The organism is Gimesia sp., assembly GCF_040219335.1.
GTDB lineage: Bacteria > Planctomycetota > Planctomycetia > Planctomycetales > Planctomycetaceae > Gimesia.
The window spans coordinates 129304-145256 of the sequence record NZ_JAVJSQ010000026.1 but is presented as its reverse complement, the minus strand read 5'-3'; the positions used below and the strand labels follow the sequence as shown (position 1 = coordinate 145256).

Sequence of the window (15953 nt, the reverse complement as noted above, 5' to 3'; positions counted from 1 at the left end):
AGAAAGCAGGTATTTAATGACGGCCACTGATCCGATTTGTCACATGCAGGTCGACGAATCGACTGCTCTCAACGCGACCGTGGACGACCAGACCTGGTACTTCTGCAGCCAGGGCTGCCGTGATAAATTTCTGGCTCAACATCAACATGCAGATGCTCCCGCAAAAGAGGAGTGCCACCACGAGCAGCATTCCGAACCTGCGCAGAAATCAGGCTGTTGTCATCATGAAGAGCACGGCGACGGCGGACATCAGCATCACGGGCAGCATCAGAAAGCCCCTGCAGAGGTTCCGGCTGGAACGATCTATTCCTGTCCCATGCACCCGGAGATTGAACAGGAAGGGCCAGGCAGTTGCCCCATCTGTGGCATGGATCTGGAGCCGATCATGCCGCAACAGGAAGACTCAGCTGAAGAGGTTGCCGAGTACGAGCTGATGTCCCGTCGCTTCTGGGGTGGACTGATCCTGGGGCTTCCCGTCTTTCTGCTGGCCATGCTCCCCATGCTGGGCGTTCCCGTTCACGATTGGATTTCTGAGGAAGCGTCAGGCTGGATCCAGTTTCTGCTCAGTACCCCGGTCGTGTTCTGGGCCGGCTGGCCCCTTTATCAGCGGGCTTACAAATCGATTGTGAGCATGAACCTGAATATGTTCACGCTCATCGGCATCGGAACGGGCACCGCTTACATTTACAGTGTGATCGCGTTACTGGCGCCGGGGGTCTTTCCCGAGTCGTTTCGACAAAATGGCTCGGTCGAATTGTACTTCGAGGCGACCGTAGTGATTACTGTTCTCGTACTGCTGGGACAGATGCTGGAACTGCGGGCACGGAAACGCACAAATTCCGCAATCCGGGAACTGCTGGCTCTCGCACCTCCCACCGCGCATCTGATCGTTGATGGTGAGGAACGGGATATCCCCCTGGAAGAAGTCGAAGCGGGAAATCTGCTTCGTGTGCGTCCCGGCGAAAAGGTGCCCGTGGATGGCGTCGTCGAAGAAGGTAAGAGCCTGATCGATGAATCAATGATTACTGGCGAACCGGTTCCCGTCTCGAAGGAGCAGGGGGCCGATGTCATCGGGGGAACGGTGAACCAGACTGGATCCTTTCTGATGAAAGCCGAAAAAGTGGGCGGGGAAACTCTGCTCTCACAGATCATTCAGATGGTCTCCACTGCGCAGCGCAGTCGGGCTCCCATTCAACGGGTCGTTGATTCCGTCGCTGCGGTCTTCGTACCGGTCGTGTTGGGCACTGCCGTAATTACCTTTCTGCTTTGGAGCTGGCTGGGACCTGAACCCAGGCTGGCCTATGCGCTCATCAACGCCGTAGCTGTATTGATCATCGCCTGTCCGTGTGCACTGGGGTTGGCCACACCGATGTCGATCATGGTAGGCGTCGGCCGAGGAGCAAAGCAGGGGATTCTGATCAAAAACGCAGAGGTTCTGGAGACACTTCAGAAAGTCGACACCATTGTGGTCGATAAAACAGGCACACTCACCGAAGGCCAGCCCCGCCTGACTCAATGTGTGTCCGCGGGAGATCTGAGCGAAGATGAGTTGTTAAAGTGGTCCGCCGCCGTGGAACAGCATAGCGAACATCCTCTTTCGCAGGCCGTCGTGCAGGCTGCGAAAGAGCGGGAGATTCAGCTCGATGAAGTTCAGGATTTCGATTCCGTAACGGGAGCCGGCGTGAAAGGGAGCGTCCAGGGGAAGCCTGTGTTGATCGGGAGTGCTGCGATGCTGGAAGACAATTCCATAAGCATTGATGACGCGTTGATGTCGCAGGCGAACGAGCTCCGTGAGCAGGGGCAGGGGATTATCTTTGTCGCCATTGCTGGTGCATTTGCCGGCTTTCTTTCCGTCTCGGACCCGATAAAGGAAACCACCGAGCCGGCGATTCGCAAGCTGCACGAACTCGGGCTTTCGATTGTGATGGTCACCGGTGACAACGAGAAGACCGCCCGGGCAGTCGCCCGACAATTGAATATCGACGATGTCGAAGCCGGCGTCAAACCGCAGGACAAGTATGAAAAGATCAAAGACCTGCGCGAGAATGGACATAAAGTTGCGATGGCCGGGGACGGCATCAACGATGCACCGGCGCTCGCGGAAGCCGATGTGGGGATTGCGATGGGAACCGGTACCGATGTCGCCATCGAAAGTGCCGAGGTGACCCTGGTGAAAGGAGATCTAAGAGGCGTCGTTGATGCCATCGACCTGAGTCGGCTCGTGATGCGGAACATCCATCAGAACCTGCTCTTCGCCTTCGGCTACAATGCGCTTGGCATTCCGATTGCCGCAGGGATCCTGGTTCCCTTCTTTGGCATCCACGCACTACTCAGTCCGATGATTGCGGCCGCCGCGATGAGTTTCAGTTCGATCTCCGTGATCAGTAACGCACTCCGACTGCGTGCCCAACGCTGATTTATTACCGTACTGTGTCCTGTTTGCGTGCCTTGACGATGCGCCTGATCTCTTTCAACGCGAGTAGATGACCGGGCTCCACCATTGTGCCATGTGTGAAACCATCCAGTTCAAACAGCTGAGTCTCTTTGTGGCCGACGACCTTCATCAGGCTGTTGAGATAAGCGTTTTCTTCATAACGTGTCGGAAATTCCAGTTCCCGGTCTCCTGTGATTAACAGGATCGGAGGCGCATCTTTGCGGGCATGGTACAATGGTGCCATGTCATCAATGACAGGCTGGTCGCGGCCGATGCCCATCTCTTCCCGGACTGTCATGTGGGTGATGCAGTGTCCGCTGTAAGGGATCAGTCCCGCGATTTGATTAGCATCAATCTCATGTGTCGCCAGCCAGCGGCGATCGAGTCCGAGCATACTGGTCAGGTAACCGCCCGCAGAATGTCCGGCAACGAAAATCAGGTTTGGATCACCGCCATACTTCTCGATATTCTCAAAGGTCCAGGCAACCGCTGCTGCCGCATCTTCGAGGTACGCTGGCTTCTTTGCTTTCGGGAACAATCGATAGTTGACACCCACAACGGAAATCCCCTGATCCCGCAGCGCTTTGGGAATCTGCTTTCCGCCCCCTTTCAAGCCACCCCCATGAAACCAGACCACCGTGGGAAAGTTCTTAATCGTCGTGGGATAGTACAGGTCAAGTTTACAGCGTTCACGCATGTAGTCATCCTGCGCGGTGTCTGCTTCAGTCCGATAAGAAATATCGGCAAGCGTCTTATATTTCGACGCGCTCTCCTGCGCTGGAGCAGGGCGGGTTCCACAGATAACCAGGAATAGAAGCAGCAGGGGGAGAGAAAATTGCAAGTGTGGCATATCGAAACCTCAAATGATTGTTGTCTCAGTGAGAAGCTGGGGGATGTCTGTCGAGGTTAAATTATAGATTACGTGCAGCCCTAATGACAGGCTGGTAGAGCTAGTCTCATCCGTGTGGCTGAGCCATTCAATCTTCAATTCCCCTCCGATCAGAGCATTCAGTCTTGCAGCTCGTTTGAGGTATGTAATACTGGAGCATACTATTTATTTCGCAGGGACTTTGTGTTCTGACTCCCATCAGGCAGTATTTTATGACCGCTATTCTGGGTATCTCGGCATTCTACCACGACTCGGCAGCAGCGCTGATTGTCGATGGTGAAATTATCGCCGCGGCCCAGGAGGAACGCTTTACCCGCGTAAAGCAGGACGCTTCGTTTCCCTCACAGGCGATTGAATATTGTCTACGGGAAGCCGGTCTCTCCGCAGACGAAATCGACTATGCAGGCTTCTACGAAAAACCGTTCCTGAAATTTGAGCGGCTGCTCGAAACCACGCTGGCTTTCGCTCCTATTGGTTTTCGCGCGTTTCTGAATACGATTCCCAGCTGGCTGCAGACCAAATTACATCTGCCCCGCATCATCAAACGGGAACTGCAGGGCAAATATCAGAAACGCATCGTCTTCTGCGAGCATCACGAATCACACGCCGCCAGTGCGTTTTTTCCTTCTCCGTTTGAAGAAGCAGCGATTCTGACTGTCGACAGTGTGGGAGAGTGGGCTACCGCCGCTTATGGAGTCGGTCAAGGAAATCGAATCAAGATACAGAGCGAGATGCATTATCCGCACTCCCCTGGCTTACTGTATTCTGCATTCACTTATTACTGTGGTTTTCGCGTCAATTCTGGTGAATATAAGCTGATGGGACTCGCGCCGTACGGAGAGCCTCAGTTCGCTGATCTGATCCGGGAGAAACTGGTCGACATCAAAGCCGACGGTTCGATCCGTCTCGATCTGTCCTACTTCAACTTCTGTCATGGGCTGACCATGACCTCCCCCCGGTTTCACAGACTGTTTGGTGGTCCTCCCCGTCAACCGGAAACCGAGATCACACAGCGACACAAAGATCTGGCGGCTTCGATTCAGCTTGTACTCGAAGAAATCCTGCTCAAGATGGTTCAACACGTGCATATGGAGACGCAGCAGACGCGGCTCTGTATGGCTGGTGGGGTTGCATTGAACTGTGTGGCGAATGGCAGGATCCTGCGAGAAGGGCCGTTTGATGAAGTCTGGATTCAACCAGCGGCCGGCGATGCGGGAGGCGCATTGGGAGTGGCTCAGTTGATCTGGCATCAGCTCTTAAATCAGCCGCGAATTACTTACGCAACGGACCAGCAGCGCGGCAGTTTTCTGGGGCCGTGCTTTGATGATGTGGAAATTCAACAGTTCCTGGATCAGCAGCAGATCACTTACCGTTGTCTCTCTGACGACCAGCAGCTTTGTAGTGAAGTCGCCAGATTACTGGCGGAAGATAAAGTCGTCGGCTGGTTCCAGGGGCGTATGGAATTCGGTCCCCGGGCACTGGGCGGACGCAGTATTCTCGCCGATCCACGTAGTGCGCAGATGCAGTCGATGTTGAACCAGAAAATCAAATATCGCGAATCGTTCCGTCCCTTTGCTCCTGCAGTCTTGCGAGAACGTGTTACCGACTACTTCGATTTTCCAGAGCAATGCGAGAGCCCGTATATGCTGCAACTGGCGCAGGTTCAGCCACAAGCGAATATCCCCGCTGTCACTCACGTCGATGGTTCGTCTCGTCTGCAGACCATTGATGCCGAGCGGCATGGTCTCTTTTATCAGTTGGTCTCTGAATACGAAAAACTGACCGGAGTTCCCTTACTGATCAACACCAGTTTCAACGTACGCGGTGAACCTCCTGTGTGTACTCCCCAAGACGCCTGGCACTGCTTTATGTCGACCGATCTGGACGTGCTGGTTCTCGAACATTTTGTGATTCTAAAATCGGAACAGTCAGCAGAACAGATGCAGGCAGCCCGGAAACAGCCAGTGGGCATGACACTCGACTGAAGACAACTCTGGAATGAATAAACACCGTATGATGCTCATCGAAATCAACTGGAATCCCCACAGACGCGAACTGCGCATGTTTGCAGTTGCGCTGGCCTGTCTGTGTGTTCTGGGAGGCGCATTCTGTTTGCAGCGTGGGGCACCAGGGCTTCTCTCGAACACATTGTTCGGCGTTACACTGGTTGTGTTATGTGTCGCCTGGCTGACACCGAACTCGATGCGGCCCGTGTATCTTTTGTGGATGCTCCTGATTTATCCACTCCGCTGGCTGGTTTCCTGCCTGTTAATCGCTGTGGTATATTATCTCGTGATCACACCCGTGGGGTTAATCATCAGACTGTCAGGTCGAAAGCTCATCGAAAAACACTTCGATTCCGAAACCAGCTCGTACTGGATACCAAACACAGAAACACGTTCTCCCGAAGATTATTTTCGGCAGTTTTAATCGCGCTTAAATGCTCAGGTCAGCAGATGACAGATTCAGACTCAACAGAAGACGCAGCCGATGAGAAAACGCAGGCGGAATTTCAGACGCAGTCCGAACAGCCCGCGCCCGGGATTGTCGTCGAGTTCTGGGATTTTCTCTGTCACAACAAAAAGTGGTGGCTTGCGCCGATCATCATCGCGCTGCTGTTGATTGGACTGCTGGTCTTTATCAGCGGCAGCGGACTGGCACCGTTCATCTATCCGATTTAAATCGAGATTTGAGGAGGGGACTCCCGAAGCGACATCATAATATCTGACCGTAATAACAAGGCTGGTGCATGTTCATTCTCGCGGTGTGAAGGGTTTTCAGATCTCTTCTGATCTAAGGCGGATTCCCATAAACTGTTTGCAGTGGGTAGACCAAAAGCATAGACTTAAGATTATGCCAGGCGCCTCTGCCCGGGGATATTCTGTATCCCGAATTCAGGGGGTCTGCGTCCGGATTCTGCACCCCTTTTTTATCCTCGCCCCTGGATTTGACAACATGAGAACTTTCTACACCCGCTGTCTGGCAGGTCTGCTGCTGCTGATGCTCTGCTTTGGTTCCCCTGCTGCTCTGTCTGCCGCTCAGCATACCAATGTGATTCTGATTATGACCGATGATCAGGGAGGCTGGGACTATGGATTTCTGGGAAATAAAATTCTCAATACCCCTAACCTCGATAAGATGGCAGCCGGCGGCGCGCGGATGAGCCGTTTTTATGTGAGTCCCGTCTGTACGCCGACTCGGGCCAACCTGATGACGGGCCGCTATAACTATCGCACCCGTGCTATCGATACTTACATCGGACGAGCCATGATGGAGCCGGAAGAGGTCACCATCGCTGAGGTGTTAAAACCCGCAGGCTACCGAACCGGGATTTTCGGAAAATGGCATCTGGGAGACAGCTATCCCATGCGTCCCCAGGACCAGGGCTTCCAGGAAGTGCTCGTCCATCGTGGCGGCGGCATTGGCCAGCCCAGCGATCCACCTGAAGGAGCAGGTAAATACACCGATCCGGTTCTGTTTCATAACGGCGAAAAAAAACAGATGAAAGGCTATTGCACCGATATCTATTTCGACCATGCCATGAAATTCATCGAGCAGAACGAGGCGGATAACAGGCCCACTTTTATCTATCTGGCTACCAACGCGCCCCACGGACCCTTCGATGACGTTCCCGAGGAACTGCGAGAGAAGTACAAAGCGATGGGTCTCAAAGATGCGTACGGTTATTCCCTGAATCCCAAACGGAAAAATGAAAAGCTGTTCGATAAAACATCACGCGTATTCTCGATGATCGAAAATATTGACCAGAATATCGGACGCCTGTTTGCCCATTTGAAGGAGATCGGCGCCTATGATAATACACTGGTACTGTTCCTGAACGATAACGGCCCCAATGGTCCACGGTATGTCGGTCCGCACCAGGGGGCGAAAGGAAGTGTCAATGAAGGGGGCATACGGTCTCCGCTGCTCGCACACTGGCCCGCTCAACTCACGCCGGGAACCGTCAATGGTCGGATTGCAGCCCACTACGATATCTTCCCGACAATTCTGGCAGCTACCGGTGTTTCCAAACCGGAAGCGTTGAAACTGGATGGCAAGAACATTCTGCCGCTGCTCAAAAATGAAGCCGAAAACTGGCCAGAGCGAGCGTTGTTCCTGCAGTGGCATCGAGGCGATGAACCGACGCCGCGGACGAATGCCGCGGTCGTGACACAGAATTACAAGATGACTTTTTCCAAACCGGATGTACCCGGCAAACTGTTTCAGCTCAGTGACGATCCGGGTGAGCGTCAAGATCTGGCACAGACGAAACCCGCGGTCGCCAAACGGCTGACAAAACAGTATGACCAGTGGTTTGCCGATGTGAGTCATACCCGGCCCGATAATTACGCTCCGCCGCGCATTCATGTCGGAAATCCCAAAGAAACGACAACGGTCCTGACGCGTCAGGACTGGCGTTACAACGGCCCCAAAGGAAAAGGCTGGACCCGCGATGCCCGCGGCGTCTGGTTGATAACAGTGGAAGAAGATGGCACCTACGACCTTAAGGTACAGTTCTCTAAGTCACAGCCACCCATGCAGTCCGAGCTGACAATGAAAGTCGGAAATGACCTCTTTCATTCGGCCGTCCCCGCAGACCAGTCCGAACATGTTTTCAAAAATGTCACCCTGCACAAAGGGGATCAGACGGTCGATGTCAAAATCGTCGAGGGGGATGTCGAACGCGGCCCTATGATGGTCTATCTCATCCAGAAATCGACAGGAAATGCTGCACAGTAACAGGCTCAGAGTGCTGTTTCAGAAGCGTCAGTACAGGCACCTGGATTCTCCCGGAAACTGTAAAAGATTGCTCAACTGGAATGGTCTTGAGTCAGGTTACCATTTACTATAAATAAGGAATCTTAAATTATAGATGCACTGCTCCAGAGTGAATCAAAGTACAATAAATGGCTGAAATCTCCAGCGGATTCAGGCCAGAAGCGTATGAAGTCTGGGGCAGACCTGGTGCGAACCGGGAGAATTGACTTTTGAACGTCAATGAATCATCATTCTACAGGCCGAGATGAACCGCGGCCTTACTCTGTTTATGGGACTGATAAATGCAAAAGAATTCAAACTTCAGCCGCCGTGAGTTTCTGAAAAGCACGACAGCCGGCGCCGCCGCGATTTCCACGGGACTCTGGACGGAGCTGGCTCCCGCTGCTTCGAAGTCCGCGAATGAAAAACTGAATATCGCCTGTATCGGAACTGCGAACCGTGCTGCAGCCGATGTCGCGGGGGTCAAAAGTGAAAACATTGTCGCCCTGGTAGACGTTGACCAGAATTACCTGGATCGCGCAGGAGCAAGCTTCCCAGATGCCCGTCGCTATGCTGATTATCGCGAGATGCTGGAAAGCGAAGATGGTAAGATTGACGCCGTCGTCATCGGCACCACCGACCATCATCACGCCCCCGCCACGATTCGTGCTATTCGCAAAGGCCTGCACGTTTACTGTGAAAAACCGCTGACCCACACTGTACAGGAAGCACGTATCATTGCTGAAGAGGCGAAGAAGCACGGCGTTGCCACACAGCTGGGAACTCAGATTCACGCCGGCGACAATTACCGCCGCGTTGTTGAGATTGTGCGATCCGGAGTTCTGGGCGATATCGGTGAAGTTCACGTCTGGGTTGGAAAAGGCTGGGGCGGCGGCGATCTGCCGACTGAAACCCAGGATCCTCCGAAGAACCTGAACTGGGATCTCTGGCTCGGTCCTGCACCTGAGCGTCCCTATGCCGCCGGTCGTTATCATCCCGCCCAGTGGCGCCGCTGGTGGCAGTTCGGCCAGGGGACTCTGGGTGACATGGCCTGCCATTACATGGACCTCCCCTTCTGGGCACTCGACCTGCGTCATCCGACGCACTGTGAAGCCGAAGGCCCCGAAGTACATCCTGAAGCCTGTCCACACGGTTTGACCGTTCGTTACCAGTTCCCCAAACGGGGTAGCCTGGTACCCGTCAACCTGACCTGGTACGACGGGAACATGATTCCCAAGAAAGTCGCCGGTCAGCGTGTACCGGGAAGCGGTGTGATGTTTGTCGGAACTGAGGGATCCATGTTTGCCAACTACGGCAGCTATAAACTGTTCCCGAAAGAAAAGTTCGGCGACTTCAAACCACCGAAAGAGTCTATTCCGAATTCAATCGGTCATCACGCCGAATGGATCAAGGCCTGCAAGGATGGTTCTCCCACCACCTGCAACTTTGATTACTCTGGTGCCCTGACTGAAGCAGTTCTGCTGGGCAATGTGGCTTATCGTTCGCAGTGTGCCCTGGATTGGGATGCAGCGAACCTTAAAGCAACGAACTGTCCTGCAGCCGACAAGTTCATCTCGAAAGAATACCGCGACGGCTGGGAAGTCGTTTAATTCCGCGGTCAGCGCAAAGACAGGCCCGGCTTCCAAATTGGGAAGCCGGGCTTTTTTTACTGATTAAATTACTCGCCGGGAATGTATTTCAGCTGAATTTTAGTATTCGGCAGTTTCTTTTTCAGTTCTTGGACGCCTGCTTCAGAGACCGCCGTCCGGGTGACCGTCAGCTCTTTGAGGCTGGTCAGTCCTTCCAGTGCCGGTAACCCCGCATCAGACACAGGGGTAGAACCCAGGTGCAGAAATTCGAGCTGATGCATGTCTTTGAGATATTTCAGCCCGGCATCGGTGACCTGTGTGTTGTCCAGGTTGAGCCACTTCATTTTGGTCAGACCCTGTAACGGCTTGATGCCCTCGTCGGTCAGCGCGACGCGCCAGAGATTCAGTTTCTGCATTTCTTTCAGACCGGAGAGGTGCTGCATACCGGGGTCGGAGAGGAGGCTGTTCTCGCTCAGGTCCAGTTCAACCAACTGTGGAATTTTCGCGAGGGCCGCCAGTCCTTCATTGGAGATCTGATTTTGTGCCAGGCGGATTTTTTTCAGCTTGGGAAACGTGGTCAGTGTCTGCAGCGCTTTGTCATCAATCAGTGTTTTCGCGAGGTAGATTTCTTCCAGTTTCTGGAGATCTTTCAACTGAGTCAGGCCATCGTCGCTGACCCAGAGGAAGTCGAGCATCAGCGCTTTGAGGTTGGTCAGCTTGTTGATGTTCGGCATGGCTTCATCATCGATGTCTTCATTGCCTGACAGACGGAGTGCTTTGAGCTTGGAGAGCCCCGTCAGGTAAGTGATCGACTTATTGGTTAATGAGCAGTCACGTGCATCCAGATTTTCCAGCGATTTGACCTGACCCACGAGTTCGAGAACCGCATCATTCAACGGTGTTTCATTGAACAGCAGCGATCGCAGTCGCGTTAACTGGGTGATCGCCTCGAGTGCTTTGGCATCATCGATTACGGTGCCGCGCAGATTGACCTCGATGACATAGCCGTCTTTATCCAGTTTCAGTTTCGCACCAGCGGCTTTGAGGGATTCAGCCGCTTTGAGCTCACTCTCGGGAACGCTGGCTTCCAGAGTTTCTTGAGTCGCCTGTTCGGTTTGTGCTGTTTCTTGGGAGGCCGGCTTCTCGACTTCTCCCTGTTTCGCACAACCGTTGATCAGGGTAAGGCAGCAAACGAGAATCATCGCTTCTCGAATTGGTTTCATGGTTTGATCCTTCAAGCATAAGTAGCAAAAAAAGTCTTCTGACCCTAAGCATACCGACTCTCAGGAAGACTCAAAACCGATGGCAAGACTGCATTTCCGTTTTTTGTATAAATCTGGCGCAGGTACAAGAGTTTGGTGGGGCTCCACACTACTGGGCGGGATTGAATTTCAAAGCATAGAGGTCGGCATCGTGCATCACAAAGCGCAGACGGACCGGCTTTCCCGAGAGTGAGGAAACATCAGTCCCATCCTTCCAACGCACGGTACGGGCAATATGGTCGCCATAAATCGGTTCGCAGTCGGCCAGCGCGAAGCCGGGCAGGGGATTTCCTTCAGGATCCTGGATTTCCACCTGAATCTGTCCGGCAGCACTGGTTGAGTAATTGATCTCCAGTTCGTGACCTGTGAAGATCAGCGGTTTGGTGATCAGCGTCCCCCCTTCCAGCGGGGCATTGAGGGAGGCGACACCGTCCAACCTGAGTGTATAACGTCGGCCGCCTGTCAGGAACAGTGACATCTCTGCAGGGCCGGTCTGATGTATGCCGATCGCGGCGTAGTTCGCACGGTTCGCCCAGCCATTCTGACCAATCCCGGGGCGAATAAATGACTGGGTGAATTCCCGATCGAAGGGAGCAGCACCGCGGGCACTCATAAAGAGAATGTCGGTTGCAGAACCGCGCTTGGCCATGAAGCGGGTGGGGAGGGCGAAGTAAATGTGCGGCGCACGAAAGTAGGGCTGCGTGCAGGGGGTATAGAGATGTTCGTTGGGAAGATTGGCGTGCATTTCCTGGAAGGGAGTCCAGTGAATGTAGTCCTGAGACGTGGTACGGGCAATGCCTCGATAACCTTTGATGAAACGTCTGAAATAACAGACGTATGCCTGCTCGCTCTCAGACCAGAAAGCGTAGTTCTGTGAATCGAAGTACTTGCCCCACGCCTCCGGGATCACCGGTTCCGCCTGCAGCGGTTTCCAGTGAATTCCATCCGGTGAGACAAACGCTTTCAGACCCCCCGGTCCTCGGCGTTTGCGGACTTCGAGATGCTGATTCGGCTGATAAGCGAGCCCACCCAGCGCCTTATATTTTTCGGTCTCAGGTACACCGGGTCGGGTATCGATGAAGGGAGTGAAGTTGTGATTCACCAGAAATTCATTCATCAGAACGACGTTACCCGCAGGGAAAGTGGGATGATCCGGGTAGATCTCCAGATCTGGCAGAGTCCAGTGAATCCCATCCTTACTTTCCGCATACAGCGTGACTTCGCCGTCGTGATATTGTTCCCAGCCTTTTTTCCAATGATTGCCCGGCTGGGTATCGCCCCGATAATAAAATTGAAATTGATCATCTGCTTTGAGAACCGTGGCATAATGGCCGTGCGGACGTGGCGGATCAACTGCCGGCATGAGCTGTGGTGTGTGCAGCTTGAGTTCTGCGTCGATCAACTCACCGACCAGAAAACGATCGACAAACAGTTCCCGGCGGGAACCAATCTCGCGAACCGGCTCTTCAGCGAAAACAACTGACCAGGCAGGAAGCAGCAAAACAGCACACAGGCAGAGGATCTTCATGGTGGCGGACCTCGTCTCTGGTTGGGGCAGAATGAATTTACTCGAAGGAATCGTCAGCCGGGGATGTATCTGAAACTTCGAGTGTATTCAGCATCGAATGAATCGGTTTCAGATGTGCTGTCAGACTCTGGATGGCTAAATTGCAGTCGCGATCCCGGAGCGCATCAACGACGGTCTGATGTTCGTCAACCATCTGGAATGTCGGTAACGGGAAGAAGTCGATTCCCTGTTGGAAATACTTCATCAATACCTGATGGAACTGGGTGATCAGTTCCTGGTTGGCAGCCTGCAGAAGGGCTTCGTGGAACAACAGATCTTTTTCGACAAACTTTTTCAGGAGCAGTCCGTCTGACAGCTGATCGTTCTCCAGCAGCAGATGTTGCTCGTCAACGATCTCCTGCAGCCGATCCAGTTGTAAGTCCGTGATATTCTGAATTACCATCGGAAGGGAACCGAGCTCGATCACCACGCGCAACTGGGCCACTTCCCGCCAGCCTTTTTCACACGTTGTCTGAGGAACCAGAACTTTGCGCAAAACTGATTGAATATCTCCCTCTGCCACGGAAAGGCCCACTTTGGGGCGGCCGGTGATGACTCCCAGCCCGCGTAAGTTTCCGATGGCTTCACGAATGACTGATCGAGACACGCCGAATTCTTCGGTCAGCTTTTCCACAGTTCCCAGATAACTGCCGGGTACCAGCTTCTCTCTCTGGATGCGGAGGCAGATCTGTTCTGCAATTTCTGAGCTTTTGGGAAAAGAGGTTGCCCAGCTGTCAGAGTTCAATAGGTCAGTCGGATCTGGCATGCTTCACTTCTCAAGGTTCAACGGGGAGTGAAAGGCTCTGGTGGGGCACAGTTGAGTGAGCGTCATCGAGTAATCATATGCTGATGAGAAATTAATAGAAAATCAACTGAACCACGAAAAAAGTCTGCAGAGTTAGTGGTTATCGATACAGGCATGTGAGTGTTTAAAAGCGGAACAGATAGGCTGTCTGTTCAGCGGCGTGCTCCAGTGAATTGATCATTTCAATCTCTGCGCGCTTCATTGTGAGGTAATCTTGAATCCGTGATTTACCAAAGTGGCGTTGAAACAGGGGGTCTGCTTCCAGGGCAGATAACGATACCGACAGATCAGAGGGATAACGCCTCATGCCGCGCGATTCTCGTTCCGCTTCGCTCAATAATGCCGGATCGGTCATGACTGGTTCACCGGGAGATGCACCCTGGTCGATTCCGTCCAGACCGGCACAGAGCAGCGCTGAGAGCGCCAGGTAAGGATTGCATGTCGGATCAGAGGGTTTGAATTCTACATTGACAGTGGCGGATTCCTGTCCCAGAAATCCGGAAGCAGCACGGAGTGTTGCTTCGCGATTGTCAGGTCCCCAGGAGGCATAACAGGAACTCCAGCAACGTTCGACAAATCGACTGTAGGAATTGGTGGTCGGTGCGGTAAACGCCATGACTGCCGGCAGGTGATTCAGAACTCCTGCTGTGAACTGCAGCGCCAGCTCTGATAGTCCAAAAGCGGCATTGGGATCGTAGAACAGATTCTGTTCGCTCTCTTTATCCCAGAGGCTGAAATGGATATGACAGCCATTTCCGGCTGAATCAGGTGAGGCTTTGGGCATAAAGGAAATCCGGAAATCATTCGCCAGGGCGACACCGCGCACGGTTTCTTTGAAAATGACCTGCTGGTCTGCAGAAAGCATGCCGGCCTGATGACGAATGGGGATTTCATGCTGACCATGGCCCGCTTCCGGGTAATACTTCTCAACCTGCACGCCCTGCTGTTCCAGTGCAGAGAGGATTGGCAGTATGTAGGGGCTGGCCATATCCATGGCTGCGGAACTGAAGCAGTTCGTCTGATCGAGGGGCTCCCAGTTGCCATTCACATTACGATAGATCGTAAACTCGTTTTCAAAGGCTGCCCTGAGGACCAGTCCCCGTTCAGAAAGTCTGTCGAGAAACGTCTGCAGTAAATGTCGCGGACAGAGTTCCCAGGGATCTCCCTGGATCGTATTCAGGTTAGAGATCATCCGCGCATGGCCTGGCAGGTAAGGGAGCACCTGAAAGGTATTGATGTCAGGACAAATCCGTACTTCACCAACAGGTTGAAACTGGCTTTCCGGAGGCAGGTGATCGAAGACCGTCACCGAAGCCTGGGCCTGTGTCAGGCCCAGACCATGTGCGAGCACATCATCGATACTACCGGGCGGAAACGCTTTGCCTCGCGCGATGCCATCGGGGCCGACATAAATCGCCCGCACCAGTTCAACGTTGTATTCCCGCAGCTGTTTTTCCAGTAGATCGCGCTGCATCTGCGTCTCTCTGTTCTCAGAAGTGATATTAGAGTGAAAAGGACCGATGCCATGAGTTAGCGCATCACAACTGCCGTCTTTTTAATCTGTTTATGGCAGGCGATGCAGGTCATCGTCAGATGCAGATAGCTGAGCGACACTCCATCAATATTTTTCTTTTTCGCATAATTCTGCAGCTCTTTGGCGGCATTGCGAAACTCGGCACTCTGTTGAGCGAAAACCGGACCTTCCACGACTTGCCACTGAGTCGCGTTACTCATGTCAATCAGCTTTTGTGCGCCTTTCTGGATCTGTTGGAAGTCCTCCGTCATCATGCCTTCCAGAACCTCTTTGGAACTATCCAGTTTGGCCTGCATGAACTGAGACACTTTTTCCTGCGCGGGATTTTTCTGCTGGTTCTTTGCTGTTACAGGAGCCAACTCAGTGGCGCTGGCGGGAGAAAGAGTTGAGTGGCGATCTCCACTACTGGTGACCAGAACTCCACAGACGATGATTAACAGGATATTGCGCATAGCTGCTCCTCCAATGGTGCCTCAGGAAAGAATGGCGCCTGCGGTTTATCCAAACAGATCGCAGGGCCTGACTGAATTCTAAAAGATTCATTCAGATTCTGGAAAGGTGAATCAGTGAATTTTCACAATCCACTTCTCAAGGCTCCAATGTGAGCAGCATGGCCTGGGGGTCAGATTCTCTTACCTGCGTTCCAGGCGGGAGGATCACTCGCTGGAAAGGATTCATCTGCCGCCTCATCAATGGCATTCATGGGACGCTTGCCTGACATGTCGGAGATGATCGTCAACAGCAGCGATGCGGATTCCAGACATTCAACCGCATGGGGTTCAGCGTGAGGTAGATGCAATAACCTGCCTGCGGTCAGCTCATGTGATTCACCCAGACAGTTGAATTTCACGCGGCCTTCGAGGCATTGAATGGTGATAATGCCGGGCGCTGTGTGCTCAGGCAGGGATTTACCAGCCTGCAAAACCAGGCGAATGATCTGAAACTCTTCCGTTTTGACCAGCGTGGTGGTTTTAGCTGACTCCAGATCAGCCCCCAGCGGGCTTATGTCAACCACTTCACCCGCTTTGGCATGTGAAAGTGTCATGACTGCTATCCTTCTGTTAGAGTCTATGGCTTCTTCAGTAATCCAGCAGGATTACCGAATCAGGCACGCA

At 53.2% G+C, this 15953-nt stretch carries 13 protein-coding genes; 6 read left to right on the top strand and 7 right to left on the bottom strand.

What is annotated here, in order from left to right:
• Positions 1-16 precede the first annotated feature (16 nt).
• Positions 17-2416, top strand: a complete 2400-nt coding sequence (locus RID21_RS20555) for a heavy metal translocating P-type ATPase (protein ID WP_350192100.1) — start codon at positions 17-19, stop codon at positions 2414-2416.
• A gap of 4 nt (positions 2417-2420) precedes the next feature.
• Here the strand turns inward: RID21_RS20555 and RID21_RS20550 are convergent, their stop codons facing one another.
• Entirely contained in the window at positions 2421-3284 is an 864-nt protein-coding gene (locus tag RID21_RS20550) for an alpha/beta hydrolase (protein ID WP_350192098.1), read from the bottom strand.
• A 251-nt stretch (positions 3285-3535) separates the two neighbouring features.
• On the opposite strand from RID21_RS20550, the gene RID21_RS20545 reads away from it, so the two are divergent.
• From RID21_RS20545 to RID21_RS20525, 5 genes are all read left to right on the top strand, one after another.
• Positions 3536-5308: a carbamoyltransferase family protein gene (locus tag RID21_RS20545; RefSeq protein ID WP_350192096.1), complete on the top strand. Its 1773-nt coding sequence runs from the start codon at positions 3536-3538 to the stop codon at positions 5306-5308.
• Between the two features lie 13 nt (positions 5309-5321).
• Positions 5322-5753: an SxtJ family membrane protein gene (locus RID21_RS20540; protein WP_350192094.1), complete on the top strand. Its 432-nt coding sequence runs from the start codon at positions 5322-5324 to the stop codon at positions 5751-5753.
• Positions 5754-5779: 26 nt separating this feature from the next.
• Positions 5780-6004, top strand: coding sequence for a DUF5989 family protein (locus RID21_RS20535; protein ID WP_350192092.1), 225 nt, complete (start codon positions 5780-5782; stop codon positions 6002-6004).
• Between the two features lie 274 nt (positions 6005-6278).
• Entirely contained in the window at positions 6279-8063 is a 1785-nt protein-coding gene (locus tag RID21_RS20530; protein WP_350192090.1) for an arylsulfatase, read from the top strand.
• Positions 8064-8383: 320 nt separating this feature from the next.
• A complete protein-coding gene (locus RID21_RS20525; RefSeq protein ID WP_350192088.1) occupies positions 8384-9691 on the top strand; it encodes a Gfo/Idh/MocA family protein in 1308 nt (435 codons plus the stop codon).
• Positions 9692-9759: 68 nt separating this feature from the next.
• On the opposite strand, the gene RID21_RS20520 is transcribed toward RID21_RS20525, so the two are convergent.
• The 6 genes from RID21_RS20520 to RID21_RS20495 all read right to left on the bottom strand — a co-directional run bounded on the left by RID21_RS20520 (position 9760) and on the right by RID21_RS20495 (position 15883).
• Positions 9760-10893, bottom strand: coding sequence for a leucine-rich repeat domain-containing protein (locus RID21_RS20520; protein ID WP_350192086.1), 1134 nt, complete (start codon positions 10891-10893; stop codon positions 9760-9762).
• A 148-nt stretch (positions 10894-11041) separates the two neighbouring features.
• Positions 11042-12460: a hypothetical protein gene (locus RID21_RS20515; RefSeq protein ID WP_350192084.1), complete on the bottom strand. Its 1419-nt coding sequence runs from the start codon at positions 12458-12460 to the stop codon at positions 11042-11044.
• A 37-nt stretch (positions 12461-12497) separates the two neighbouring features.
• Positions 12498-13265 carry a FadR/GntR family transcriptional regulator gene (locus RID21_RS20510; RefSeq protein WP_350192082.1) on the bottom strand — a complete coding sequence of 256 codons (768 nt, stop codon included), beginning with the start codon at positions 13263-13265 and terminating at the stop codon, positions 12498-12500.
• Between the two features lie 163 nt (positions 13266-13428).
• On the bottom strand, positions 13429-14778 hold the full coding sequence (locus RID21_RS20505; RefSeq protein ID WP_350192080.1) for a glutamine synthetase family protein: 1350 nt from the start codon (positions 14776-14778) through the stop codon (positions 13429-13431).
• A gap of 56 nt (positions 14779-14834) precedes the next feature.
• Entirely contained in the window at positions 14835-15290 is a 456-nt protein-coding gene (locus RID21_RS20500) for a hypothetical protein (RefSeq protein WP_350192078.1), read from the bottom strand.
• A gap of 170 nt (positions 15291-15460) precedes the next feature.
• Positions 15461-15883: a cupin domain-containing protein gene (locus RID21_RS20495; RefSeq protein WP_350192076.1), complete on the bottom strand. Its 423-nt coding sequence runs from the start codon at positions 15881-15883 to the stop codon at positions 15461-15463.
• Between the last annotated feature and the right edge of the window lie 70 nt (positions 15884-15953).

Excerpts from the sequence above, each read along its gene's own strand:
- RID21_RS20545 (WP_350192096.1), top strand. The coding sequence starts at position 3,536 with ATGACCGCTATTCTGGGTATCTCGGCATTCTACCACGACTCGGCAGCA.
- RID21_RS20525 (WP_350192088.1), top strand. The coding sequence starts at position 8,384 with ATGCAAAAGAATTCAAACTTCAGCCGCCGTGAGTTTCTGAAAAGCACG.
- RID21_RS20495 (WP_350192076.1), bottom strand. The coding sequence starts at position 15,883 with ATGACACTTTCACATGCCAAAGCGGGTGAAGTGGTTGACATAAGCCCG.
- RID21_RS20510 (WP_350192082.1), bottom strand. The coding sequence starts at position 13,265 with ATGCCAGATCCGACTGACCTATTGAACTCTGACAGCTGGGCAACCTCT.
- RID21_RS20550 (WP_350192098.1), bottom strand. The coding sequence starts at position 3,284 with ATGCCACACTTGCAATTTTCTCTCCCCCTGCTGCTTCTATTCCTGGTT.
- RID21_RS20555 (WP_350192100.1), top strand. The coding sequence starts at position 17 with ATGACGGCCACTGATCCGATTTGTCACATGCAGGTCGACGAATCGACT.
- RID21_RS20515 (WP_350192084.1), bottom strand. The coding sequence starts at position 12,460 with ATGAAGATCCTCTGCCTGTGTGCTGTTTTGCTGCTTCCTGCCTGGTCA.
- RID21_RS20540 (WP_350192094.1), top strand. The coding sequence starts at position 5,322 with ATGAATAAACACCGTATGATGCTCATCGAAATCAACTGGAATCCCCAC.
- RID21_RS20505 (WP_350192080.1), bottom strand. The coding sequence starts at position 14,778 with ATGCAGCGCGATCTACTGGAAAAACAGCTGCGGGAATACAACGTTGAA.
- RID21_RS20520 (WP_350192086.1), bottom strand. The coding sequence starts at position 10,893 with ATGAAACCAATTCGAGAAGCGATGATTCTCGTTTGCTGCCTTACCCTG.
- RID21_RS20530 (WP_350192090.1), top strand. The coding sequence starts at position 6,279 with ATGAGAACTTTCTACACCCGCTGTCTGGCAGGTCTGCTGCTGCTGATG.
- RID21_RS20535 (WP_350192092.1), top strand. The coding sequence starts at position 5,780 with ATGACAGATTCAGACTCAACAGAAGACGCAGCCGATGAGAAAACGCAG.
- RID21_RS20500 (WP_350192078.1), bottom strand. The coding sequence starts at position 15,290 with ATGCGCAATATCCTGTTAATCATCGTCTGTGGAGTTCTGGTCACCAGT.